Consider the following 21,686-nt stretch of genomic DNA (forward strand, 5'->3'; position numbering starts at 1 on the left):
AAACTGGCGGGGATGTAAACGGGTCCTAGGGGGACTGCGATGGACGGGGTACCGCGAGTGCCGGAGCAGAGGCGTCCTGGCTCCTCGGCAGATACGGCGGAGCAGGCGGGGGCGCTGCGCTTCGGGGTGCTCGGTCCGGTACGCGCCTGGCGCGGCGAGGAGCAGCTCCCCACCGGTTCCCCTCAGCAACGCGCCCTGCTCGCGGCCCTTCTGCTGCGCGAGGGCCGTACGGCGACCGCGGCGGAGCTGATCGACGCCCTGTGGGGCGAGGAGCCGCCGTCACAGGCGCTGGCGGCGGTGCGGACGTACGCCTCCCGGCTGCGTAAGGTGCTGGACCCCGGGGTCCTGGTGAGCGAGTCCGGCGGCTACGCGGTGCGGGGCCTGGCCGAGGGTGCGCTGGACCTGGCGACGGCCCAGGAGCTGGCGGCGGAGGCGGAGAAGGCGCGGGGCGCCGGGGACCTGTGCCATGCCCGGGACGTGCTGGGGCGGGCACTGGCGCTGTGGGACGGGGAGGTGCTGGCCGGGGTTCCCGGGGCGTACGCGGAGGCCCAGCGGGTCCGTCTGGAGGAGTGGCGGCTGCAGTTGCTGGAGTCCCGCCTCGACATGGACCTGGAGCAGGGCTGCCACGCCGAGGCGGTCTCGGAACTGACGGCGCTGACCGCGGAGCACCCGTTGCGCGAGCGGCTGCGTGAGCTGCTGATGCTCGCGCTGTACCGCAGCGGACGGCAGGCGGAGGCGCTGGCGGTGTACGCGGACACCCGCCGCCTGCTGGCGGACGAACTGGGCGTGGACCCACGCCCGGACCTGAAGGAACTCCAGCAGCGGATTCTGCAGGCCGACCCCGGCCTCGCGGAACCGTCGGCTCCGGTGGGCGACCCGCCGGTGCTGCCGGTGCGGCCCGCCCAGCTCCCGGCCACCGTGCCCGACTTCACGGGCCGCTCCGCCTTCGTCTCCGAACTGAGCGAGGTCCTCGCCTCGTCCGAGGGCCGGGTGATGGCGGTGTCGGCACTGGCGGGCATCGGCGGGGTCGGCAAGACGACGCTCGCCGTGCACGTGGCACACCAGGCGCGCTCGGCCTTCCCCGACGGGCAGTTGTACGTCGACCTGCAGGGCGCGGGCCCGCGGGCGGCGGAGCCGGAGACGGTACTGGGGTCCTTCCTACGGGCCCTGGGCACGGCGGACTCGGCCATTCCGGACTCGTTGGAGGAGCGCTCGGCCCTGTACCGCTCGGTCCTCGACGGCCGTCGCGTCCTGGTGCTGCTGGACAACGCCAGGGACGCCGCCCAGGTACGGCCCCTGCTGCCGGGCACCGAGGGCTGCGCGGCGCTGGTGACCTCGCGGGTCCGCATGGTGGACCTCGCGGGCGCCCACCTGGTCGACCTGGACGTGATGTCCCCGGACGAGGCGCTGTCCCTCTTCACGAAGATCGTCGGCGAGGAGCGGGTGGCGTCCGAGCGGGAGGCCGCGCTGGACGTCGTCGCGGCGTGCGGCTTCCTGCCGCTGGCGATCCGCATCGCCGCGTCCCGCCTCGCGGCCCGCCGCACCTGGACCGTGTCGGTCCTCGCAGCCAAGCTCGCCGACGAGCGCCGCCGGCTGGACGAGCTCCAGGCCGGCGACCTGGCGGTGAAGGCCACCTTCGAACTCGGCTACGGCGCCCTGGACCCCGCCCAGGCTCGCGCCTTCCGCCTCCTGGGCCTCGCGGACGGCCCGGACATCTCCCTGGCCGCGGCCGCGGCGGTCCTGGACCTGCCGGCGGAGGACACGGAGGACCTCCTGGAGTCCCTCGTCGACACGTCCCTGCTGGAGTCGGCGGCGGCGGGGCGGTATCGCTTCCATGATCTGGTGCGGCTCTACGCGCGTGCGTGTGCGGAAAGGGACGAACAGCCGCCGAGCGAGCGGGAGGAGGCGCTGTCGCGGCTGCTGGACTTCTATCTGGCGACCACTGCGCAGGTGTACGCGATCGAGCACCCCGGGGACCGGCTGATCGACGACCTGGAGCCCACGAGCTACCCGGGGCTGCGCATCACCGGGCAGGCGGCGGCGCTCGACTGGCTCTACACAGAGGCGGGGCAACTCCTGGCCTGCGTACGGCAGGCGGCGGGGACCGACAGGCTGCGGCGGGCCGTCGATCTGCTCTGGGCGGCCAAGGACCTGACCGAGTCGGGGGCCAACTCGCATCAGTACGAGATGGCGGCGAGGGCCACGTGCGGGGCCACCCGGGCCTTCGGCAACGACCGCGCGGAGGGCAGGGCACGTACGGTTCTCAGCGATGTCCTCCTGGTCTCCGGACGTATCCGGCAGGCGGAGGAGGAGGCGCGGGTCGCCATGGAGCTCGCGGCGAGCGCGCACGACTCCACCGCCGTCAGCTGGGTGGCCAACAACCGAGGACTCATCTGTCTGCACGAGGGCCGGTTCGCCGACGGCAAGGTCTTCTTCGACCAGGCCCTCGAAGGTCTGCGGGCAGCGGGGAACCGGCCCTTCGAAGCCACCGCGCTGGGCAATCTGTCCCGGGCCCACCTGGGCATGGGCAACATCGCGAAGGCGGTGGAGATCGCGCAGCACGGTCTCACCGCGCACATGGAGATCGGCCGGACCGTACGCCTGGCCAACGGCCACTTCGCGCTGGGCGTCGCGCTGACCCGCGCAGGCCGCTACACCGAGGCGCTGCGGCGGTTCTGCGACGCCCTCGGCATTTTCAACGACCACCGGCAGCGGCTCTGGGAGGGGGCCACCCACTTCCGCATCGCCGAAGTGCACTTGGCCGACCGGCGCCCGTCCCAGGCCGCCCAGCACGCCGAACAGGCCCTGGCCCTCGGGTGCATCGGCGGTGACCGGATGCGGGGCAACGTCCTGACACTGCTGGGGCGCGCCCTCGCCACGCTCGGTCAGGCGGACCGGGCGCGGGCGTGCTGGCGTGAGGCACTCAACCTCTACGAGCAGAACAGTGCCGCGGAGGCCGACGAGGTGCGGGCGCTGCTCACTTCGGCAGCGGCGGCGTAGAAGTCGGCGTTCAGCGTTCGTTTATCCCCACCCGGCATGCTCGTACCAGTCAGACCGTCGCGTCGGGGGGCAGACGGTCCGGCCGGAGCCTGACCGGTTAATGTGCGGCTCCGAACGCCCGCCCGGCAATCCTCGGGGGAGTTTCCGGGCGGGCGTTCCTCACTCATCACCGAAAAAGAGGACCACGAGCCCATGAGCGAGCAGAAGAAGGACCAGAAGGACACGGACCTCTCTCCGCAGAACAACGCCATGCCGAGCGAGCCCGCCGCGGACGAGAAGGTCACCACCCTCAACAACGCCATGCCGAGCGGGCCTGCCAAGGCCGAGGAGATCACGACCCTCAACAACGCCATGCCGGCCGGTCCCGCCACGCTGGACCTCAAGGACAAGTAGGCCTCATCTCACGGGGATCGGCCGCGGCGGCGCGGAGGGGAGCCGCTGCGGCCGAGGTGTGTCCGCGGGCGGGTCGGCCATGGGGGACCGCGTCCGCCAAGGCTCCGTGCCCCGTTCCCCCTCCCGACACCCCGCCGTCGTACCCGCCCGCCACGCTCGGGTGTCATGGCATCCGACCAGAGCGTGCCGGCCGGTCCCGGGCGGCCGTCGGCGATTGTCAGGTTCGTTCAGTTCGTGCCGCTGGGCGCGGTGGCCGTCGTGCTGCTCGACTCCGGCACCGACTTCTTCCCCGACGACCCCGTCGAGTCGGTCGTCGGGATCGTCACGCCGACGCGGCTCGCCCTGCTGGCCGGGCTGATCGCCCTCGTCGTTCCCGTACGGGGCCGGGCACGGGCGCGGTTGCGGGACTTCCGGACCCGACTGGACGTGCCCATCGGCCTGTTGGTGGTGGCCGCGGGGGCGGCGACGTACCACGGCGGGCACGCCACGGCGCCGCTGCGCGGTCTGCTGACCGTCGTGTGCTGCTACTACCTGGTCGTCGGAGTGCGCCGTACGCAGACCGAGTCGTGGCGGGCGATCGGGATCCTCGCGCCGGCCGGCGTCGCGGCGGCCGCCACCACCGCCTTCTCGCAGGTGACCAACGAGACGCCGACCGGCTTCTGCCGGACCGGGCTGCTGACCGACGTCGCCTGTGACGCGGGCGGCGACGGCATCCTCATCCGGGCCACCGGGACCTTCTCCAACCCGAACCTGCTGGCCGCCTTCCTGGTGCTGCTCCTCCCCTTCGCGCTGCTCGCCGCCGTGTCCGTGGACGAGCGCACGGCCCGTACGGCGATCGTGGTGCTGGTCGTCATCGGATACGGTGCCCTGCTGGCCACCTTCTCGCGGGCCGGGTACGTCGCCGCTGCCGCCGGGCTTCTCGTGCTCGGCGGCGCCTACTGGCCGGCGCACCGGCTCGCCGACCGGGCACGGCGCCGGCTGTTCGCCGCCCTGGGCGCCGTGGCCCTGATCGTGGCGGCCTGCGCCATCTGGGCCGTGTCCCGGGCCGGTAACTCACTGGGTGTGCGGGGGCAGGCCTGGGAAGCCGCCCTGCAGATCGCCGCCGACAACCCCCTCGGCGTCGGACTCGGCCGCTCCGGCGCCGTCATATCCGCCACCGCGCCCGGCGACCGGGTCTTCGTCCACGCACACAACCTCTGGCTCAACCAGCTGGTGGAAACGGGGCCTCTCGGGCTTCTCGCCATGACCGCCGTGGCCGTCGTCGCCCTGTCCTGCGCGGCCCGCGCCGCCCGCGCCAAGTCGGTCATCGGGACGGTCGGGCTGGCCTCGCTGACCGGGTTCTTCCTGGCGAGCATGATGGACCACCCGGCCAACCTGGACCGGATCGACGTGCTCTTCTGGTGTGTGCTCGCCGTCGTCATGGCCGAGGCGCCGGCCGGGTGGCGCCGGGGCTTTGGAGCTGCCCCCGCCCCCGCCCAGCTCAAGCGCCCACGGCATGGGCCGCAACGCGTGGGCGTGCCTGCGTGACCGACAGGTAGGTCCTCCTGCGCCCCTGCTCCCAGGCATCGAGCACCCTGCGTGATCGGCCGCCACTGCCGTACCGTGGGCCTTGCACGGTCCACGGAAGGATCACGGACGATGACCGCACAGCCCTTCGAGCCTTACGAGCCCCTCATCCCCCGGCCGGAACGAACGCCGGCCGCCCTCCGGATCGCGCTGGCGCAGGTCGCGCCGCACCGGCTTGCCGAGATGGAGCGGCAGAAGGACGAGGCCATCGCCCTGGCCGCGCGTACGGGCAGCCTCGGCCCGATCGTGCAGTTTCTGGAAACCTGGGCCGTCGTGGTGGAGATCGCCAGGAGCCCGGCCGCGGCCGCTCGGCTCCGGGCCGCCGAATACACGGCACAGACCGTCGGTCGTGAGGACCCAGCCTGGCGAGCGGCGATGGACGAGATCCGAGCCCTCCACACCAACGCTCGGGAGTCGCTGAACCGTGCCTGACTGGCGGTGGGAGTACGACCCGGACGAGAGCCACATCATTGGCGGCACCACGCCGGCACCGCCCACGTTTGTCGCGGAGGTCGAGAAGCGAGCCGACGAGATCGTACGGGCGGCCGAAGTGCTCTACCTGGCCGGATCGACGTACCAAGGGGTCGGCGAAGGCGTTCAGACCGCTTACGTGCCCGGCGGCATGTTCCTCTACCTGACCGTCCCCCGACACGAGTGCGTCTACATCCTCCAGGTCACCGCCTGGCCCGCCTGACTCGTCATCACCTCCCCCGCAACTCCCCCTTCACCACCTTGCCGCTCGCGTTCCGCGGCAGCTCCCCCAGGAACTCCACCGCCCGCGGCACCTTGTAGTTGGCCATCTCCCGTCGCGCCCAGGCGATCAGGTCGTCCCCGGTGAGCACCGCCCCGGGCCGCCGCACCACGTACGCCTTCCCGACCTCACCCAGCCGCGCGTCGGGTACGCCGATGACCGCCACGTCCGCCACGTCGGGATGCAGGCCCAGGAGCTGCTCTATCTCCGCCGGGTAGGCGTTGAAGCCGCCGACGATGTACATGTCCTTGATGCGGTCGGTGATGTGCAGGTTGCCCGCCTCGTCCAGCACGCCCACATCCCCGGTGTGCAGCCAGCCGTCCTCCGTCAGCACTTCCGCGGTGGCCGCCTCGTCCTCGTAGTAGCCGCGCATGACGTTGAAGCCGCGGACCAGGACCTCGCCGGGGATGCCGGCGGGCGCCGGTTCTCCTGTCGGGCCTGCCACCCGCACCTGAGTGCCCGGGATCGCGCGGCCCGACGTCGACGCGATGACCGACGGGTCGTCGCCGCGCCGGCACATGGTCACGATGCCGGTGGCCTCCGAGAGGCCGTAAGCGGTGAGGACCGTCTCGACGCCGAGTTCCCCGCGCAGACGCTCCACCAGTTGCAGGGGCACGACCGCCGCGCCCGTCACCACCAGCCGCAGCGCGGAGAGGTCGTGGGCGTCGCGGGCCGGATGGTCGAGGAGGGACTGGTGCAGGGTGGGCGGGCCCGGCAGGACCGACACGCGTTCCGCCGCGATGTTCGCCAGGGCCGTGCCGACGTTGAAGACCGGCTGCGGGATCATCGTCGCGCCCCGCATCAGACAGGCGATCACCCCGGCCTTGTAGCCGAAGGTGTGGAAGAAGGGGTTCACGATGAGGTAGCGGTCGCCCTGCCGCAGTCCCGCCAGGTCGCACCACACCTCGTAGGCGCGCAGGGTCTGCGCGTGAGTGATCACCGCGCCCTTCGGGCGGCCCGTCGTGCCGGACGTGAAGACGATGTCCGAGGGGCAGGAGCCGTCCACGGCCTCGGCACGCGCGCGTACGTCCGCCGCGCTCACCCCGTCCCCGCTCGCCAGGAAGTCCTTCCAGGTACGGAAGTCCGCCGGGGCGTCGTCCGACAGCACGACCACCTGCTCCAACTCCGTCAGCCCCGGCCCCTGAGCGACGGCCCTGCGCAGCGACGCCACATACGACGTCCCCAGGAACGTGCCCGTCACGAACAGCAGCCGCGCCCCGCTCCTGCGCAGCACATCGGCCGCCTCGGTGCCCTTGAAGCGGGTGTTCAGCGGCACCAGCACCGCCCCGGCCGACACCGCGCCCAGTGCCGACACGATCCAGTCGAGGGTGTTCGGGGCCCAGATGGCGACCCGGTCGCTCGGCGCGACGCCGTTCGCCAGACAGGCCGCCGCCGAACGCTCGACGCGGGCGCCCAGTTCGGCGTACGAGATCCGTGTACGGCCCTCGACCACGGCCTCGACGTCCGCGTACCGCTCGGCCGCGGACCGTACGAGTTCCGGGATGCTGGCCCACTCCAAGTCACCGCGCACCACAGCCTCCAGACCCAGTAGCTGACTGTCCGTCAGATTAGCTGTAGCCTGACGCCCTGTCAGCAGCCGCTTCAACATGCGGAGGTGCGCGCAGCATGACCGGAGTCAACGGGCTCAAGGACGCCACCGCGATCGTCGGCATCGGACAGACGCCCTTCGCCAAACGGCTCGCCGAGGACGAGAGAACCCTCGCGTGCCGTGCCGTCGTGGCCGCCCTGGACGACGCCGGAATAGCACCCGGCGAGGTCGACGCGCTCGCCAGCTACACCATGGAGGAGACCGACGAGGTCGAGCTGGCGAAGGCTGTCGGCTTCGGTGACCTCACCTTCTTCAGCAAGGTGGGGTACGGGGGCGGCGGTTCGTGTGCCACCGTCGCGCATCTCGCCGCCGCCATCGCCGCCGGGCAGGCGACGGTCGGGGTCGCCTGGCGGTCCAGGAAGCGGGGCAGCGGGCCCCGGCCCTGGCGCAACACCACCGCCCAACTGCCCACACCCGCCCAGTGGACCCGGCCGTACGGCCTCCTGCGCCCCGTCGACGAGATCGCCATGCTCGCCCGCCGCTACATGCACGAGTACGGCGCGACCCGGGACCACCTCTTCAACGTCGCCCTCGCCTGCCGGAACCGGGCCAACCAGAACCCCGCCGCGGTGATGTACGAACGGCCCCTGACCCGCGAGATGTACATGACCTCCCGGTGGATCAGCGAGCCGCTCTGCCTCTTCGACAACTGCCTGGAGACGGACGGGGCCCTGGCGTGCGTGATCGTCAGCCGCGAGCGCGCCCGGGACTGCCGGCACAAGCCCGTCTACGTCCACTCGGCCGCCCAGGGGCTGCCCGCCCAGCACCACGGCATGGTCAACTACTGGAACGACGACCCGCTCACGGGCCCCGCATGGACCGCCGCCCGGCACCTGTGGAAGCACTCCGACCTCACTCCACAGGATGTGGACGTGGCCCAGATCTACGACGCGTTCACGGCTCTCATACCGCTCTCGCTTGAGGGGTACGGCTTCTGCGGGCGTGGCGAGGGCGGGGAGTTCACGGAAGGGGGCGCCCTGGAGATCGGCGGGCTGCTGCCCCTCAACACCGGGGGCGGCGGGCTGAGCGAGGCCTACGTCCACGGCTTCAACCTCATCAACGAAGGCGTCAAGCAGCTCCGCGGCACCAGCACCGCGCAGGTCCCCGACGCCGCCACCTGTCTCGTCACCGCCGGCGAAGGCGTCCCCACCTCCGCGCTGCTCCTGAGGAGTTGATCGAAGGATGCTGTCACCCGTCACCGACCCCGACGGCGCCCCGTTCTGGCAGTACGCCGCCCAGGGCGAACTCCGCGTCCAGGCCTGCGCCGACTGCGGCGAACTCCGCTTCCCGCCCCGCCCCTGCTGCCCGCACTGCCAGTCCTTCACGTGCGAGTGGCGGCAGGTCGGCGGGCACGGGCGGATCTGGTCGTACGTCGTCCCGCATCCGCCCCTGCTGCCGGACTACGCGGAGCAGGCGCCGTACAACGTCGTGGTCGTCGAACTCGCCGACGCGCCCCGCATCCGCCTGGTCGGCAACCTCGTCACGGAACCCGGCGCCCCTCTCGACTCGCTCCCCCCGGACCGGATCCGCATCGGCGCCAAGGTCCAGGCCGTCTTCAGCGGGGCCGGTCTTCCGCAGTGGGTCCTGGAGCGGCCATGAGCCCGGCCGTCAGGACCGAGACCGACAAGGACACCGGCGTCGCCGTCGTCACCCTCGACCGGCCGGACCGTCTCAACGCCATCGACCTCGCCATGCGGGACGAACTGGTGGCGGTGTGGCGGGAGTTGCGGTTCGACGACACCGTACGGGCCGTCGTGCTCACCGGGGCCGGGGAGCGGGCCTTCTGCACGGGGCTGGACCGGGAGGCCGTCGTCCCGCAGCCCGGCTCGCCGTACATGACCGACGATCCGCTGCTGCGGGTCGGCCCGAAGGCGAACGACCTGTGGAAGCCCGTCGTCGCCGCCGTGCGGGGCATGGCCTGCGGGGGCGCGTTCTACCTCCTGGGCGAGGCGGACTTCCTCGTCGCCGACCCGAGCGCCACCTTCTTCGACCCGCACACCACCTACGGCATGGTCAGCGCCTACGAGTCGATGCTGATGGCGCTGCGCATGCCGTACGCGGAGGCCGCGCGGATGGCGCTCATGGGGAGCGCGGAGCGGATGTCGGCGCGGCGGGCCCATGAGATCGGGCTGGTCTCGGAAGTCACCGAGCCCGGCGGGGCGGCGGCCGCCGCGGTCGACTGCGCCGCCGTCATCGCCGGGTATCCGGCGGAGGGTGTGCAGGGGACCGTACGCGCGCTGTGGGCGGCCAGGGAGGCCGCCCTCGCGCACGCTTTCGCGCAGGCACCGCACCTGATCGCCCTCGGCAACCTGCCGGGCGAACGGCAGGCGGAGCTGTTCCGGGCGCGGCGCCGCGACCACCGGGTCAGGTGAGCTACTCCGACGTGCGTGTCACGTCACCGAGTTCGCAGGTCACGCCGCTGGTGCCGGCCCCGGCGTCCGGGACGTACGAGGCGGCCACGTCCAGCGTGTCCGTGGAGCCCGGCGAGACGTACGGGATGGTGGACGCGCTGGTGCGCACGGAGCCGCCGGACGGGTCCTTGAAGGTGACGCCGAACTCGTAGGTGTAGGTCGTGATGCTGCTGGAGTTGGTGGCCTCGACCCGGGCGACGATGCCCCGGCTCTCGTCGAACACACAGCTCTGGATCTTCACGTCCTGGGTGGCCTCGGCGGTCGCCGTCGCGTCAGCGCCCGAGCCGCCGCCCGTGGACGAGTAGTCGTCGTCATCGTCGTCGTAGTGCGTGCTGCCGCCGCTCGTGCCGCCCGAACTGCTCGACGAGCTGCTGGAGTTCGAGCTGCTGTCGCAGCCGCCGCCGCTGGAGTGCCGTGCGCCCGTCAGGGCCACGACGACCCCCACGCAGACGGCCACAGCGCGGACATGGCGAAGCTTCACGTGGTCAACCCCCGTTGTCGTGATCGTGAGCACGTCACGTTAGCAGCGGCCCCGCGGCAGGAACCGCTTACCCGGCGTGACGTCCCGTGCAAGAGCGGTGAAGATGGCCGCCCTTTACGGACGGCCGTCGTCCGGATCCGCTCCGCCTACGCGGTGCGGGCCGTGCCCGTGCCCTTCTCGGCGTCCAGGGCGTACACACAGCGGTCCTTGCTGCACGCGTACACGACGCCGTCCTGCACCACGGGCGAGCCGGTGATCTCGCCGCCGGTGGCGAGCTTCCAGCGCAGCCGGCCGTCGTCGGCCTTCAGGGTGTACAGCAGATGGTCGGTGGAGCCGAAGTGGATCCGGCCCTCCGCCACCGAAGGCGCGCCCACGATGTCGCCGCCCGCCTGGAAGCGCCACTTCGGCGTCCCGGTGACGGCGTCCAGGGTGTAGAGGCCCTTGCCGCTGCCGACGTGGACGTGGCCCCCGGCCACCAGCACCGGATCGATCGAGGCGCGGGCCTCGGTGGCGATGCGCCAGCGGTCGCGGCCGTCGGTGGCGTCCAGGGCGTAGACCGTGCCGAGGTAATCGGCGAGGTACACACCGCCGCCGGTCACCGCGGGCCCCGGCACGAAGGCCGGCGGGCACAGGAAGACCGCCGGGGCCTCGAAGTGCCAGCGGACCAGGCCACTCACCACGTCGAGCGCGAGCACCCGGGTCCCGGCGGACACGTACACATAGCCGTCGTGCGCCTGCGCCACCCGCACCGGCACCCCGCCGCAGGAGGCGGCGTCGCCGATGGGGTACGACCAGCGCTCGTCGCCCGTCCGGGCGTCCAGGGCCTTCAGCCGGGCGTCCTGCCAGACGTAGACCGTGCCGTCGTACAGCGCCGGTCCGGCCTCCGGGGACTCGAAGTCGCTCTGCGCCCCGGTGATCTCCCAGAGTTTCTGGCCGTTGGACGCCTCCCAGGCCTGGACGCCGCCGCCGCGCGTGCCGGTGATGACCGTGCCGCGCTCGGCCTTGAGGGAGTACACCCAGGCGTCCGTCTGCAGGCGCCACAGATCCGCGCCCTCGCGGCAGTCCAGGGCGAACAGGGTGGGGCCGTCGGAGGCGTGGATACGGCCGTCCGCGACCGCCATCGACCAGGCGACGTCCCGTGTCTTGAAGCGGCGGCGGCCGGTGGCCACGTCGAGGGCGTGCACCTCGAAGGAGGTGACGTAGACGAGGTCGTCGGCCACGGAAGGAGTGCCCCACACGTCGTTCGACATGCGGAAACGCCAGGGCCGCCAGCCGGCCGCCGGTTCCGGGGCCACCGGCTGCGGTGCCGGTACGGCGGGGCCTACGGCAGGGTCCGTGCCGTTGACGCCGGGGCGGGGTTTGGACCAGGAGGCGACGAGGCCGGCCTCCGGCGGGGGCGCCTGCATGGCGGCGGCGCGGGCGTCGGCGACGCGGGGGCCGGGGCCGATCGGGACCGCGCCGCCGGCCAGCCGCACCGGGCCGGTGTCGGGGGCGCCGACCGGAACGGGCGCCGGCTGCGGGCCCGGAACCACCGGGTCGTGCGGGGGCGGGGGCGGAACCGGCGCGGGGGCGATGCGGCCGACGCTGCGGCCGGAGGACGGCGCGGGCTTGGGCGCCGGGCGGCCGCCTCGGCGCGTCTCGATCAGGCTCACCGCCCGCTCGGGCAGCCACGCGGACGCCGTACCGCTGTCGTCGGTGCCGGAGCCGAAGAGGTGGGGTGCCAGCTGGGCCTGGAGGTCGGCCGGGTTGGGGCGGGCCGTGGCCTCCATCTGCATACAGGACTCGATCAGCGGACGCAGCTCGTCCGGGAGACCTTCGAGGTCGGGGCCCTCGCGCAGCAGCATGAAGACGGTCTCGACGGGGTTGGCGCCGTGGAAGGGCGGGTGTCCGGTGGCGGCGAACACGAGCATCGAGCCGAGCGAGAAGACATCGCTCGCGCCGGTCACGCTGCGGGAGTCCTTCGCCTGCTCGGGCGACATGTAGGCGGGGGTACCGACGGCGACGTTGGTCATGGTCAAACGCGTGTTCGACACGCCGGACGCGATACCGAAGTCGATGACTCTGGGGCCGTCCTCGACCACGAGCACGTTGGACGGCTTGAGGTCGCGGTGGACGAGACCGGCACCGTGGATGGACTGCAGGGCCTCCGCGACGCCCGCCGCCAGCCAGCGCACCGCCTGGGCCGGGAGCGGCCCGCACTCGTTCACTATTTCCTCGAGGGAGGGCGCGGGCACGTACGCGGTGGCCAGCCACGGCACGGCGGCCCGCGGGTCGGCGTCGACGACCGCGGCCGTGTAGAAGCCGGAGACCGCTCGGGCCGCCTCCACCTCACGCGTGAAGCGGACGCGGAACAGCTGGTCCTCGGCGAGTTCCGTACGGACCGTCTTGATCGCCACGCGCCGCCCGGACGCCGAGCGCGCAAGATAGACCAGCCCCATGCCGCCGGCACCCAGCCGTCCGAGCACCTCGAACGGCCCGATCCTGCGCGGATCGTGCTGCGTCAGCTGATCCACCACTCTGCCTGCCACCTCCCCGTACGGGCCCCGTCACCCGCTTATGTACGCGACCCCGTGCAGCGTCTCACCACCGCACCGCCTTGGCGGCACGCACCCCGATTCTTCCTGTCCGAAGGCGTGGTGGCGAACCCGCGGGCGGAACGGGGTGTCTTGGGACAAAACCACAGCACGTCGCCCCGCGGAAGCGCGGTTTCGCATAGTGGGACGCCTGAGCCACCGGAGGCAGGAGTGCCGTCAGCCCTTGGGGACCCGCTCCAGAACGGCGAAGGACGCCCCCTGATCGTCGGTCACCACGGCGGCCCTCCCGTACGACGTTTCGAAGGGCGGCACCTGGATCCGTCCGCCGAGCCGGTTCACCGTGCCGAGGATCTCCTCGCAGTCCGCGACCCGGAAGTGGACGAGGAAGTGGGGCGGCATCATCGCCGAGAAGCGCTCCGCGACGGCCGCCCGCCCGAAGTCCGGTTTCGCGTCCGGCCCGAACAGGGCGTCGCTGAAGAGCCCGCCGTAGAAGTCGTTGGCGACCTCGACGTCCCGCGCGTACAGCTCCACCCAGCCGAAGGTGCCGATCTCGTGCCGGCGCCCGAAGCCCGGGTGCTCACCCTCCTGCCACAGCCCGAAGACGGCGCCCTCGGGGTCGGTGACCAGCGCGGCCGTACCGGCATCCGCCCCGACCTCCACGGGCGCGGTGACCACCTGTCCCCCGGCGCCGCGGATCCGCCCGGTCAGCGCCCGGGCGTCCGGGGTGGCGAAGTACACCGTCCACACGGTGGGCATCCGCCCGTCCGTCTTGCGGGAGAGGGCGGCCACCCGATCGCCGTCCAGCCGGGCCCATTCGGTGGAGTCGTAGGCCTCCTCGAAGTCCCACCCGAAGAGCTCACCGTAGAAGCGCTTGCCCGCCCGCACGTCGGCGAGCTGCGCCTCGACCCAGCACGGAACGCCCTCCGTGTATCCCGGTCCGTTCGCGGATGCCCTGTTTTCGGCCATGCGGCAAAAGTAACGGCGTCCTACGCACCTCGCAGACCAGGCACACCAGCCTCGCGATCCCCGTGCACCCCATTTGCAGTCGGCCGAATCGCGCCCCGATCACGCCTCGGTAAGCTGACGACATGACAGGACAAGTGCGTACCGTCGACGGCCGCGTGGCCGGCCGGCGAGGGCAGGCGACCCGGCAGAAGCTGCTCGACTGCCTCAGCGAGATGCTCAGCTCCTCCCCGTACCGGGACGTCAAAGTCATAGATGTCGCCCGGAAGGCGGGCACTTCGCCCGCCACCTTCTACCAGTACTTCCCGGACGTCGAGGGCGCCGTCCTGGAGGTCGCCGACCAAATGGCCACCGAGGGCGCCGGGTTGACCGAGCTCGTGGAGGGCCGCAGCTGGGTCGGCAAGGCCGGCTGGCAGACCGCGCAGGAACTCGTCGACGGGTTCCTGGAGTTCTGGCGGCGCAACGACGCGATCCTGCGGGTCGTCGACCTCGGTGCGTCCGAGGGGGACAAACGCTTCTACAAGATCCGCATGAAGATCCTGAACTCGGTCAACAACTCCCTGGCCGAGTCGGTCACTCAGTTGCAGGCCAAGGGCAAGGTCGACAAGGACGTCAACCCGGCCGCGGTGGCGGGTTCGATCGTCGCGATGCTCGCCGCGGTGGCCTCGCACCAGAAGGGTTTCCAGACCTGGGGCGTCAAGCAGGCCGAACTCAAGCCGAACCTCGCCCTGTTGGTGCATCTGGGTGTGACCGGCAAGAAGCCGACGAAGTAGCTCCCCGATTTTGAGCAAGTCCTGTCTGGCAGGCGGTGGTTCACCCGACGTGGGCCGCCGCCTGCCGTCCTATGCGGGCAGCGGACGGTCCCGCACGACGTGCTTCATCACCAGCGTCGACGTGAGCCGCTGCACCCCCGGCAGGGTCGCGAGCCGCTCGTCGTACAGCCGCTGGAAGGCGGCGAGGTCGGCGGTGGCCACCCGCAGCAGGTAGTCCGGCTCACCGAACAGCCGTTGCGCGTCCAGGACATGGGGGATGTCCGCGATAGCCCGCTCGAATTCGGCGACCGTGTCCCGGTCCTCCTGCCGCATGGACACGAAGACCAGCGCCTCGAAGGTCAGCCCCACCGCCGCCGGCTCCACCACCGCCCGGTAGCCGCTGATCGCCCCCGCGCGCTCCAGTTCCCGCAGCCGCCGGTGGCACGGCGAGACGCTCAGCCGCACGCGCCCGGCCAGCTCGGTCACGGTCAGCCGCCCATCCTGCTGCAGCTCGGCAAGAATCTTCCGGTCCACGTCGTCCATAGAGAAGATATTTGCTCACAACTCGCGATCATGAGCAAACTTCGACAACACTTTCGGGCCATTCCCGCCTAATGTCCCCACTATGGACTCCGGACTGCTCCTTTCCTTCCTCGCCATCGACCTGCTGCTCGTCTGCGTACCGGGCGCCGACTGGGCGTATGCGATCTCCGCCGGGCTGCGTGAGCGCTCGCCGGTGATGGCGGTGACGGGCCTGGTCACCGGGTACGCGCTGCACACCGTCCTCGCGGTGGCCGGCCTCGCGGTGCTGGTGTCGAGCGAGCCGGGGCTGCTGACCGCGCTGACCGCGGCAGGCGCCGCGTACCTGGTCTGGCTGGGCTGGAGCGTGCTGCGCCGCCCGGGCACGCCGGGCACCTCCGAGGAGGCCGTGACCCCGAGCAGCCCGGCCCGCGTCTTCCTGCGCGGTGCCACGATCAGCGGCCTCAACCCCAAGGGCCTGCTGCTCTACCTCTCGGTCATGCCCCAGTTCCTGGTGACCAAGGGCGACCACCTGCCGGTTTCCGCCCAGACCGCCGTCCTCGGCCTGCTCCACATGGCGTGCTGCGCCGCCGTCTACCTGACCGTGGGCCTCGCCGCCCGCGCCGTCCTCGGCGCCCGCCCGGCCGCCGCGCGGGCGGTCACCCGCACGTCCGGGGCGGCGATGCTCGGAATCGGCGCCTTCCTGCTGGTGCAGCGCCTGGCGACGCTGTAGCGGTCATGGCCGCCCGGGTTCCCCGTCCCTGCGGACGATCCTGAAGAGCCGGATCTCCCGCTCCACCCGGGCCTGATACGTGGCGTACGGCGGCCAGAACCGAAGCACCGTCTTCCAGGCGGCCGCCCGTTCCTCGCCCTCCAGCAGCCGGGCCGTCACGGGGATGTCGATGCCCTTCCAGCTGACCTCGGCGTCCGGGTGGGCCAGCAGGTTGGCGGTCCAGGCCGGGTGGCCGGGGCGGCCGAAGTTGGAGCCGATGAGGATCCAGGTACGGCCGCCCTCCTCGGGCATGCACGCGAGCGGCGTGCGGCGCGGCTGCCCGCTGCGGGCGCCCGTCGAAGTCAGGATCACGCCGGGCAGCATCTGGGCGCTGAGCAGCACTTTCCCGCGGGTGAGCCGGTGGACGGCACGGTCGAGCGCGGGGATCAGATGAGGGGCGACCTTGGCGAAGCCCCGGGTCGACGACACCTTCTGCACGAGCCGCACGCCGATCACACCGCCACCTCCCGGGCCTCGGACGTCACGAAGAGCCGGGCCCGGGCGGCGGCATGCGCCCGCAGCCGGTGCACCGGCCCGAAGAGCAGCTCGTCGCCGGCGGCCCGCTTGAAGTACAGGTGCGCCTCGTGCTCCCAGGTGAAACCGATGCCGCCGTGCAGCTGGATCCCCTCGGCGGACGCGATCCGCAGCGCCTCCAGGGCCTGCGCGAGGGCGAGGCGCTCCGCGGGTCCCGCGCTGTCGGCACGGGCCGCGCCCCCTGGGGGCGTTGCCGCCCACGCCGCGTAATAGGCCGCCGAGCGTGCCGCCTGCACCGCCACATACACATCCGCCAGCCGGTGCTTCACCGCCTGGAAGGACCCGATGGCCCGCCCGAACTGCTCCCGCTGTCCGACGTACTCCACGGTGCGCTCCAGTGCCCGGTCGGCGGCGCCCACGGCCTCACAGGCGAGGACGGCGGCGACCGCGTCCCCCGTACCCGCCAGGGCACCCAGCACGTCGATGCCGTCCCCCTCCCCCAGCAACTCGGCCGGCACGTCCCGCAGTTGCACCCGCCCCTGCGGCCGGGTCGCGTCCAGAGCGGTCTGCCGCACCCGTACGACCCCCGCCGCGTCCGCCGGCACCAGGAACAGCAGCGTCCGCGACCGGGCGAACCCCCCGGCGTGCGCGGCGACCAGCAGCAGCCCCGCGCTGTGCCCGTCCAGCACCTGGTCGACCTGCCCGTACAGCCGCCACCCGCGCTCGACCTGCCGCGCCTGCACACCGCCGGCACGTCCGCCGCCGGCCCAGTCACCCCCGTTGCCGCCGGTCAGGGCGAGCGCGGCGGCCAGCGCGGTGCCCGGGACGGCGAGGGTGGCGGTGAGCGCGCCTGAGGCGAGGCGGGGCAGCAGCGCGGCGCGCTGGACCTCGGTGCCGAGGGCGGCGATCAGGGGTGCGGCGAGGACGGCGGTGGCGAGCAGCGGGGAGGGGGCCAGCGCCCGGCCCGTCTCCTCGCAGGCGAGGGCGAGTTCGGTCGCCGTACAGCCGACACCGCCGTACTCCTCGGGAAGAGCCAGCCCGGGCAGGCCTAGCTGTTCGGCGAGGGCCGTCCACAGGGCCGGGTCGTGTCCGGCGGGGGTGTCGACGGCGGCGCGCAGTTCGCGGGGCCCGCAGCGGCTCTGGAGCAGCTCGCGGAGGGTGCGGCGGATCTCGTCCTGCTCGGGGGTGAAGCTGGCGTCCATGGGCTCTTGCCTCCGGCTCTTCCCTCCAGATCTGACGGACCGTCATATTAGGAGGGTGGCAGCGAGATGCACAGAGGTGGGAAGCAACGGGACTGGAGGCCTCATATGACTGCCGGGAGCCGGAAAGTAGCCGTGGTCGGAGTGGCCCTGGCCGACTGCGGCCGCGTGGACGACGCGACCCCGTACGCCCTGCACGCCCAGGCGGCCCGCCGCGCCCTGGCCGACGCGGGACTGGGCCGGGAGGTGGTGGACGGCTTCGCGTCCGCCGGGCTCGGCACCCTCGCCCCCGTCGAGGTGGCCGAGTACCTGGGACTGCGCCCCACCTGGGTCGACTCCACCTCCGTCGGCGGCTCCACCTGGGAGGTGATGGCCGCCCACGCGGCGGACGCGATAGCGAGGGGACACGCGAACGCCGTCCTCCTCGTCTACGGCTCGACGGCCCGCGCCGACATCAAGGCGGGGCGGCGCACGGGGAACCTGTCCTTCGGCTCCCGGGGCCCCCTGCAGTTCGAGGTCCCTTACGGCCACACGCTCATCGCCAAGTACGCCATGGCCGCCCGCCGCCACATGATCGAACACGGCACGACCATCGAGCAGTTGGCGGAGGTGGCGGTCCAGGCGAGGGCCAACGCGGCCCTGAACCCGGACGCGATGTTCCGCGACCCGATCACCGTCGACGACGTCCTCGACGGGCCGATGATCGCGGACCCCTTCACCAAGCTGCACTGCTGCATCCGCTCCGACGGCGGGGCGGCGGTACTGCTGGCGGCCGAGGAGTTCGTACGTGACTGCCGTACGGCTCCGGTGTGGGTGCTCGGCACCGGGGAGCACGTCTCGCACGCGGCTATGTCGCAGTGGCCCGACTTCACGGTGGGCCCGGCGGCGGTCAGCGGACGCCTCGCCTTCGAGCGGGCCGGGGTGCGCCCGGAGGAGATCGACTTCGCCGAGATCTACGACGCGTTCACCTACATGACCCTGGTGACGCTGGAGGACCTCGGCTTCTGCGGGAAGGGCGAGGGCGGGGCGTTCGTGGAGAAGGGGCGGCTGCTGGTGCGGGGCGGGGAGCTGCCGGTCAACACGGACGGGGGCGGGCTTTCGGCTCAGCATCCCGGGATGCGGGGACTGTTCCTGCTGGTGGAGGCGGTGCGGCAGCTCCGGGGGGAGGGCGGGGAGCGGCAGGTGCGGGGGCTGGGCGGGACGTTGCCACGTCTGGGTGTCGCTTCGGCGACCGGGGGATGGTTCTGCTCGTCGGGGACGTTGGTACTGGGGAGGGATTGAGCCGATCGAATCGAGAGGACCGCAGGCATGGCCCTGACCCGAGAAGAACGCGAACAGTTCCTTGCCGAGCCCCATGTCGCCGCACTGTCCGTCGACGCGGGCGCGGGGCGCGCACCGCTGACCGTTCCGGTCTGGTACCAGTACGCGCCCGGCGGCAACGTATGGGTCCTGACCGGACTGGACTCCCGCAAGCACCAGCTCATCCAGGCGTCCGGCCGGTTCACCCTGATGGTCGACCGCGTCGAACCCACCATCCGGTACGCGTCGGTCGAGGGCCCGGTCGTCGACACGACCCCCGCCACCCTGGAAGAGCTCCAGGAGGTCGCGGCCCGCTATCTCCCGGCCGAGAAGGTCGACGGCTATGTCGACTTCGCCTGGAAGAACCACGGCGAGCAGATCGTCATCCACATGCGGCCCGAACGCTGGGTCTCGTCCGACCTCGGTCAGCTGTGAGCCCGTGAGACCGTGAGCCCGCCGCGGCACGTGACAATCGACGCATGGGAGATGACCTTCTTCATGAGCTGCTGAGGTCGCTGCGGGTGTGGGACCCGGCGGTCACCGAGCTGCCTGCCTTCGACCCGGCCACCGCACCCGCCGACCCGCTCGCCCTGTTCACGGCCTGGTTCGCCGAGGCGGTGGCGGCGGGGCAGACGGAACCGCACACCATGTCCCTCGCCACGGCCGGCGAGGACGGCCTGCCGGACGTACGGACGGTGATGCTGCACGGCGCCGACGCCTCCGGCTGGTCCTTCGCGACCCACGTCGACAGCCGCAAGGGCCGCCAGCTGACGGCCCGCCCGTACGCGGCCCTCGGCTTCTACTGGCCGGCCCAGGGCCGCCAGGTGCGGGTACGGGGCCCCGTGACCGCCGCCCCCGCCCAGGACGGGCAGGCCGACCTGCACGCCCGCTCGACCGGCGCGCTGGCCGCCGCGCTCACCGGCCGCCAGAGCCAGGTCCTGGGCTCACTGGAGGAGTTGGCGCGGGCCTCCCAGTCGGCCTGGGAACGGGCGGGACGCGAGCCCGACACTCCCGTGCCGACGTGGACGCTGTACCACCTGCGCCCCGACGAGGTGGAGTTCTTCCAGGGGGACGCGGGGCGCCGGCACGTGCGGCTCGACTACCGGCGCGGGGAGGATGGTTGGGTGAGGGAGCTGCTCTGGCCCTAGGACACGGCCCAGCGGTCGGCGTCAGTCGGGGAGCCGGATCCCGTTGACGGCGGTGTCGAACACCGGGCGGTACTCGTCCCACCGCGCGTCCGGTGCGGAGAGGTAGATGGCGTACTGGGTGTTGTCGGCACCGTTGATGGCCAGCTCGACCCCCCGGAAACCGCGCACCCTGCCCTGGAAGGTGAACTCCCAGTACCCGGCGGTCCGGCCACGGAAGGTCGTGCGGCTCATCCTGACCCGCTCGTAGGCCGCGTTGTCGCGCCGCGTCTGGGCCTCTTCGGTGTCACGCCAGTGCTGGAGCGGGTCGGCCCCCGCGAACTCGACCTCCTCGACCCTCAGGCCGACCAGCCCGGTCGGGTCGATGTAGGCGACCTCACCGGTTTTGGGCACCTTCTGGGCCTTCCAGCCGTCCGGCACGGGCACGGAGAAGTTCTGGCCGGCCTTCACGAGGTGGTACCCGGCGGGAACCGGCGACGGGGAGGCGCTCGGCTCCGGAGAGGTGCCGACCGCGGGCTGGGAATGGGAAGGGGACCGCGGGGCGTCGTCGTCCGACGACGCGAGACCGCCCCCCGGCCGCAGCAGCACGGAGCCCGTCACGGCGGCGGCGATCACCAGGGCCGAGGCGATCCACAGGGCCGTGCGGCGGCCTCGCTTCCGCCCCGGCGCGGCGTCGGGGGTGCTGGGGGTGACGGTGGGGGCAGCCGTGCGGGTGGCGGGCATCCGCTCCGGTCTCGTCGGCGGATCGAGCGGGGCGGTCGCCTCGCCGGCCACCCGGCTCAGGAGGTGCTCGGCCTCCTTGGCGGCCATGCGCCGGTCGGGCTCCTTCACCAGCAGCCCCTCGATCACCGGGGCCAGGTGCTCGGCGTTGCGCGGGGGGTCGTAGGTGTCGGTGGCGATGGCGTACGCCGTCTCGATCGCCGTGTCCCGGCCGAACGGGGGCCGTCCCTCGACCGCCTCGTACAGCGTCGCTCCGAGCGACCACAGGTCGGAGGCGGGGCCGGGCTCGGCGATCTTGCTGCGCAGCCGCTCCGGCGCGAGGTACTGGATCGAACCGACGAGTTCCCCGGTCCTGGTCAGGGAGGGCGATCCGGACTCCACCGCGATCCCGAAGTCGGTGAGAACGATGCGCCCGTCGTTCCCGAGCAGCACGTTGGCGGGCTTGACGTCCCGGTGCAGCACGCCGACCTCGTGCGCGGCGCGCAGCGCGGCGGCCATGCTGCGGCCGATCCGGGCGGCCTCGCCCGGCGGCAGCGTGCCCTGCTTCTTCAGGACGTCGCCCAGCGTGCGCGAGGGGATGTATTCCATGACGATGCACGGCAGGCCCTCGTCGTCGACGACGTCGTGCACGACGATCACATGGGGGTGGGTGATCCGCGCGGCGCTGCGGGCCTCACGGCGAGTGCGCTCGTAAAGGCGCTGCACCTCGTCGTCGTGCAGGTGCGGCGGGACGTGCAGCTTCTTGAGGGCGACGTGCCGGTTGAGCAGTTCGTCCTCGGCCCGCCACACGGTGCCCATGCCGCCGCGTCCGACGCGCTCCACCAACCGGTAGCGGTTGGCGATGAGCCGCCCCAGCTCGGACACCCTCCCCGAATCGGACACCCTGAGACCTACTTTTCCCCGTACACCCGAGCACTTTTCGAACAGATTGCAGTTGCACCTTAGCGCGCGCGGATTCCACGGCCGGGGACGCCAGGGGCCGACACCTGGGTGCCCCGGGCTCCTAGGACCTGTCCGGCCGATCATGGCGTTGGACAGTATGGGGCGTGCTCGCCTGGTGGGGTGGTGGCTGGGGTCGTCCTTTGACGGCTTCTCCCA

21 protein-coding genes are annotated in these 21,686 nt (G+C 72.3%); 13 read left to right on the forward strand and 8 right to left on the reverse strand.

What is annotated here, in order from left to right; genetic code table 11:
- The first annotated feature begins 39 nt into the window (after nt 1–39).
- From afsR to ACZ7L5_RS43890, 5 genes are all read left to right on the forward strand, one after another.
- The gene (gene afsR / locus ACZ7L5_RS43870) at nt 40–3,000 is read left to right on the forward strand and encodes an SARP-family global regulator AfsR (protein WP_471524584.1); all 2,961 of its coding nucleotides are present in this window, start codon (nt 40–42) and stop codon (nt 2,998–3,000) included.
- Between the two features lie 192 nt (nt 3,001–3,192).
- The gene (gene afsS / locus ACZ7L5_RS43875; RefSeq protein ID WP_328881002.1) at nt 3,193–3,393 is read left to right on the forward strand and encodes a regulatory protein AfsS; all 201 of its coding nucleotides are present in this window, start codon (nt 3,193–3,195) and stop codon (nt 3,391–3,393) included.
- A gap of 165 nt (nt 3,394–3,558) precedes the next feature.
- Nucleotides 3,559–4,920, forward strand: a complete 1,362-nt coding sequence (locus ACZ7L5_RS43880) for an O-antigen ligase family protein (RefSeq protein ID WP_471524586.1) — start codon at nt 3,559–3,561, stop codon at nt 4,918–4,920.
- A 111-nt stretch (nt 4,921–5,031) separates the two neighbouring features.
- The gene (locus tag ACZ7L5_RS43885) at nt 5,032–5,391 is read left to right on the forward strand and encodes a DUF6247 family protein (protein ID WP_471524588.1); all 360 of its coding nucleotides are present in this window, start codon (nt 5,032–5,034) and stop codon (nt 5,389–5,391) included.
- Nucleotides 5,384–5,653, forward strand: a complete 270-nt coding sequence (locus tag ACZ7L5_RS43890) for a hypothetical protein (RefSeq protein WP_471524590.1) — start codon at nt 5,384–5,386, stop codon at nt 5,651–5,653. The genes ACZ7L5_RS43885 and ACZ7L5_RS43890 overlap by 8 nt, the downstream gene beginning before the upstream one ends.
- Before the next feature lie 7 nt (nt 5,654–5,660).
- Here ACZ7L5_RS43890 and ACZ7L5_RS43895 read toward each other — a convergent pair whose 3' ends face one another.
- On the reverse strand, nt 5,661–7,241 hold the full coding sequence (locus ACZ7L5_RS43895) for a FadD3 family acyl-CoA ligase (protein WP_471524592.1): 1,581 nt from the start codon (nt 7,239–7,241) through the stop codon (nt 5,661–5,663).
- Between the two features lie 95 nt (nt 7,242–7,336).
- Between ACZ7L5_RS43895 and ACZ7L5_RS43900 the strand changes: the two genes are divergently transcribed.
- The 3 genes from ACZ7L5_RS43900 to ACZ7L5_RS43910 are packed head-to-tail and all read left to right on the forward strand — an operon-like array spanning nt 7,337 to nt 9,691.
- Nucleotides 7,337–8,494 carry a lipid-transfer protein gene (locus ACZ7L5_RS43900; protein ID WP_471524594.1) on the forward strand — a complete coding sequence of 386 codons (1,158 nt, stop codon included), beginning with the start codon at nt 7,337–7,339 and terminating at the stop codon, nt 8,492–8,494.
- Nucleotides 8,495–8,501: 7 nt separating this feature from the next.
- A complete protein-coding gene (locus tag ACZ7L5_RS43905) occupies nt 8,502–8,918 on the forward strand; it encodes a Zn-ribbon domain-containing OB-fold protein (RefSeq protein ID WP_467479698.1) in 417 nt (138 codons plus the stop codon).
- The gene (locus tag ACZ7L5_RS43910; RefSeq protein WP_471524596.1) at nt 8,915–9,691 is read left to right on the forward strand and encodes an enoyl-CoA hydratase/isomerase family protein; all 777 of its coding nucleotides are present in this window, start codon (nt 8,915–8,917) and stop codon (nt 9,689–9,691) included. Before ACZ7L5_RS43905 ends, ACZ7L5_RS43910 begins: the two co-directional genes overlap by 4 nt.
- 1 nt (nt 9,692) lies before the next feature.
- Here ACZ7L5_RS43910 and ACZ7L5_RS43915 read toward each other — a convergent pair whose 3' ends face one another.
- The 3 genes from ACZ7L5_RS43915 to kbpA form a co-directional block, all read right to left on the reverse strand.
- On the reverse strand, nt 9,693–10,211 hold the full coding sequence (locus ACZ7L5_RS43915) for a hypothetical protein (RefSeq protein WP_471524598.1): 519 nt from the start codon (nt 10,209–10,211) through the stop codon (nt 9,693–9,695).
- 146 nt (nt 10,212–10,357) lie between these two features.
- The gene (gene afsK / locus ACZ7L5_RS43920) at nt 10,358–12,727 is read right to left on the reverse strand and encodes a protein serine/threonine kinase AfsK (protein ID WP_471524600.1); all 2,370 of its coding nucleotides are present in this window, start codon (nt 12,725–12,727) and stop codon (nt 10,358–10,360) included.
- 234 nt (nt 12,728–12,961) lie between these two features.
- The gene (kbpA, locus tag ACZ7L5_RS43925; protein ID WP_471524602.1) at nt 12,962–13,711 is read right to left on the reverse strand and encodes an AfsK-binding protein KbpA; all 750 of its coding nucleotides are present in this window, start codon (nt 13,709–13,711) and stop codon (nt 12,962–12,964) included.
- Between the two features lie 122 nt (nt 13,712–13,833).
- Between kbpA and ACZ7L5_RS43930 the strand changes: the two genes are divergently transcribed.
- Nucleotides 13,834–14,481: a TetR family transcriptional regulator gene (locus tag ACZ7L5_RS43930; RefSeq protein ID WP_328880989.1), complete on the forward strand. Its 648-nt coding sequence runs from the start codon at nt 13,834–13,836 to the stop codon at nt 14,479–14,481.
- Between the two features lie 69 nt (nt 14,482–14,550).
- Here ACZ7L5_RS43930 and ACZ7L5_RS43935 read toward each other — a convergent pair whose 3' ends face one another.
- Nucleotides 14,551–15,003 carry an Lrp/AsnC family transcriptional regulator gene (locus ACZ7L5_RS43935; RefSeq protein ID WP_471524604.1) on the reverse strand — a complete coding sequence of 151 codons (453 nt, stop codon included), beginning with the start codon at nt 15,001–15,003 and terminating at the stop codon, nt 14,551–14,553.
- An 82-nt stretch (nt 15,004–15,085) separates the two neighbouring features.
- Here ACZ7L5_RS43935 and ACZ7L5_RS43940 point away from each other — a divergent pair, with 82 nt between their 5' ends.
- Nucleotides 15,086–15,712 carry a LysE family translocator gene (locus ACZ7L5_RS43940; RefSeq protein ID WP_471524606.1) on the forward strand — a complete coding sequence of 209 codons (627 nt, stop codon included), beginning with the start codon at nt 15,086–15,088 and terminating at the stop codon, nt 15,710–15,712.
- Between the two features lie 3 nt (nt 15,713–15,715).
- Here ACZ7L5_RS43940 and ACZ7L5_RS43945 read toward each other — a convergent pair whose 3' ends face one another.
- The gene (locus ACZ7L5_RS43945; RefSeq protein ID WP_471524608.1) at nt 15,716–16,207 is read right to left on the reverse strand and encodes a nitroreductase/quinone reductase family protein; all 492 of its coding nucleotides are present in this window, start codon (nt 16,205–16,207) and stop codon (nt 15,716–15,718) included.
- On the reverse strand, nt 16,204–17,427 hold the full coding sequence (locus tag ACZ7L5_RS43950) for an acyl-CoA dehydrogenase family protein (protein WP_471524610.1): 1,224 nt from the start codon (nt 17,425–17,427) through the stop codon (nt 16,204–16,206). Before ACZ7L5_RS43950 ends, ACZ7L5_RS43945 begins: the two co-directional genes overlap by 4 nt.
- Before the next feature lie 105 nt (nt 17,428–17,532).
- Between ACZ7L5_RS43950 and ACZ7L5_RS43955 the strand changes: the two genes are divergently transcribed.
- The 3 genes from ACZ7L5_RS43955 to ACZ7L5_RS43965 are packed head-to-tail and all read left to right on the forward strand — an operon-like array spanning nt 17,533 to nt 19,871.
- Entirely contained in the window at nt 17,533–18,705 is a 1,173-nt protein-coding gene (locus ACZ7L5_RS43955; RefSeq protein ID WP_471524612.1) for a thiolase C-terminal domain-containing protein, read from the forward strand.
- Nucleotides 18,706–18,732: 27 nt separating this feature from the next.
- The gene (locus tag ACZ7L5_RS43960; protein WP_328880983.1) at nt 18,733–19,158 is read left to right on the forward strand and encodes a pyridoxamine 5'-phosphate oxidase family protein; all 426 of its coding nucleotides are present in this window, start codon (nt 18,733–18,735) and stop codon (nt 19,156–19,158) included.
- 44 nt (nt 19,159–19,202) lie between these two features.
- On the forward strand, nt 19,203–19,871 hold the full coding sequence (locus ACZ7L5_RS43965) for a pyridoxine/pyridoxamine 5'-phosphate oxidase (RefSeq protein ID WP_471524613.1): 669 nt from the start codon (nt 19,203–19,205) through the stop codon (nt 19,869–19,871).
- 21 nt (nt 19,872–19,892) lie between these two features.
- Here ACZ7L5_RS43965 and ACZ7L5_RS43970 read toward each other — a convergent pair whose 3' ends face one another.
- Entirely contained in the window at nt 19,893–21,452 is a 1,560-nt protein-coding gene (locus tag ACZ7L5_RS43970; protein ID WP_471524619.1) for a serine/threonine-protein kinase, read from the reverse strand.
- Nucleotides 21,453–21,686 lie beyond the last annotated feature (234 nt).

This window comes from Streptomyces sp. NPDC107528 (assembly GCF_055639295.1).

Coding starts and splice junctions, on each gene's coding strand:
- afsR (WP_471524584.1), top strand. CDS start 40: ATGGACGGGGTACCGCGAGTGCCGGAGCAGAGGCGTCCTGGCTCCTCG.
- afsS (WP_328881002.1), top strand. CDS start 3,193: ATGAGCGAGCAGAAGAAGGACCAGAAGGACACGGACCTCTCTCCGCAG.
- ACZ7L5_RS43880 (WP_471524586.1), top strand. CDS start 3,559: ATGGCATCCGACCAGAGCGTGCCGGCCGGTCCCGGGCGGCCGTCGGCG.
- ACZ7L5_RS43885 (WP_471524588.1), top strand. CDS start 5,032: ATGACCGCACAGCCCTTCGAGCCTTACGAGCCCCTCATCCCCCGGCCG.
- ACZ7L5_RS43900 (WP_471524594.1), top strand. CDS start 7,337: ATGACCGGAGTCAACGGGCTCAAGGACGCCACCGCGATCGTCGGCATC.
- ACZ7L5_RS43905 (WP_467479698.1), top strand. CDS start 8,502: ATGCTGTCACCCGTCACCGACCCCGACGGCGCCCCGTTCTGGCAGTAC.
- ACZ7L5_RS43910 (WP_471524596.1), top strand. CDS start 8,915: ATGAGCCCGGCCGTCAGGACCGAGACCGACAAGGACACCGGCGTCGCC.
- kbpA (WP_471524602.1), bottom strand. CDS start 13,711: ATGGCCGAAAACAGGGCATCCGCGAACGGACCGGGATACACGGAGGGC.
- ACZ7L5_RS43930 (WP_328880989.1), top strand. CDS start 13,834: ATGACAGGACAAGTGCGTACCGTCGACGGCCGCGTGGCCGGCCGGCGA.
- ACZ7L5_RS43935 (WP_471524604.1), bottom strand. CDS start 15,003: ATGGACGACGTGGACCGGAAGATTCTTGCCGAGCTGCAGCAGGATGGG.
- ACZ7L5_RS43940 (WP_471524606.1), top strand. CDS start 15,086: ATGGACTCCGGACTGCTCCTTTCCTTCCTCGCCATCGACCTGCTGCTC.
- ACZ7L5_RS43950 (WP_471524610.1), bottom strand. CDS start 17,427: ATGGACGCCAGCTTCACCCCCGAGCAGGACGAGATCCGCCGCACCCTC.
- ACZ7L5_RS43955 (WP_471524612.1), top strand. CDS start 17,533: ATGACTGCCGGGAGCCGGAAAGTAGCCGTGGTCGGAGTGGCCCTGGCC.
- ACZ7L5_RS43960 (WP_328880983.1), top strand. CDS start 18,733: ATGGCCCTGACCCGAGAAGAACGCGAACAGTTCCTTGCCGAGCCCCAT.
- ACZ7L5_RS43965 (WP_471524613.1), top strand. CDS start 19,203: ATGGGAGATGACCTTCTTCATGAGCTGCTGAGGTCGCTGCGGGTGTGG.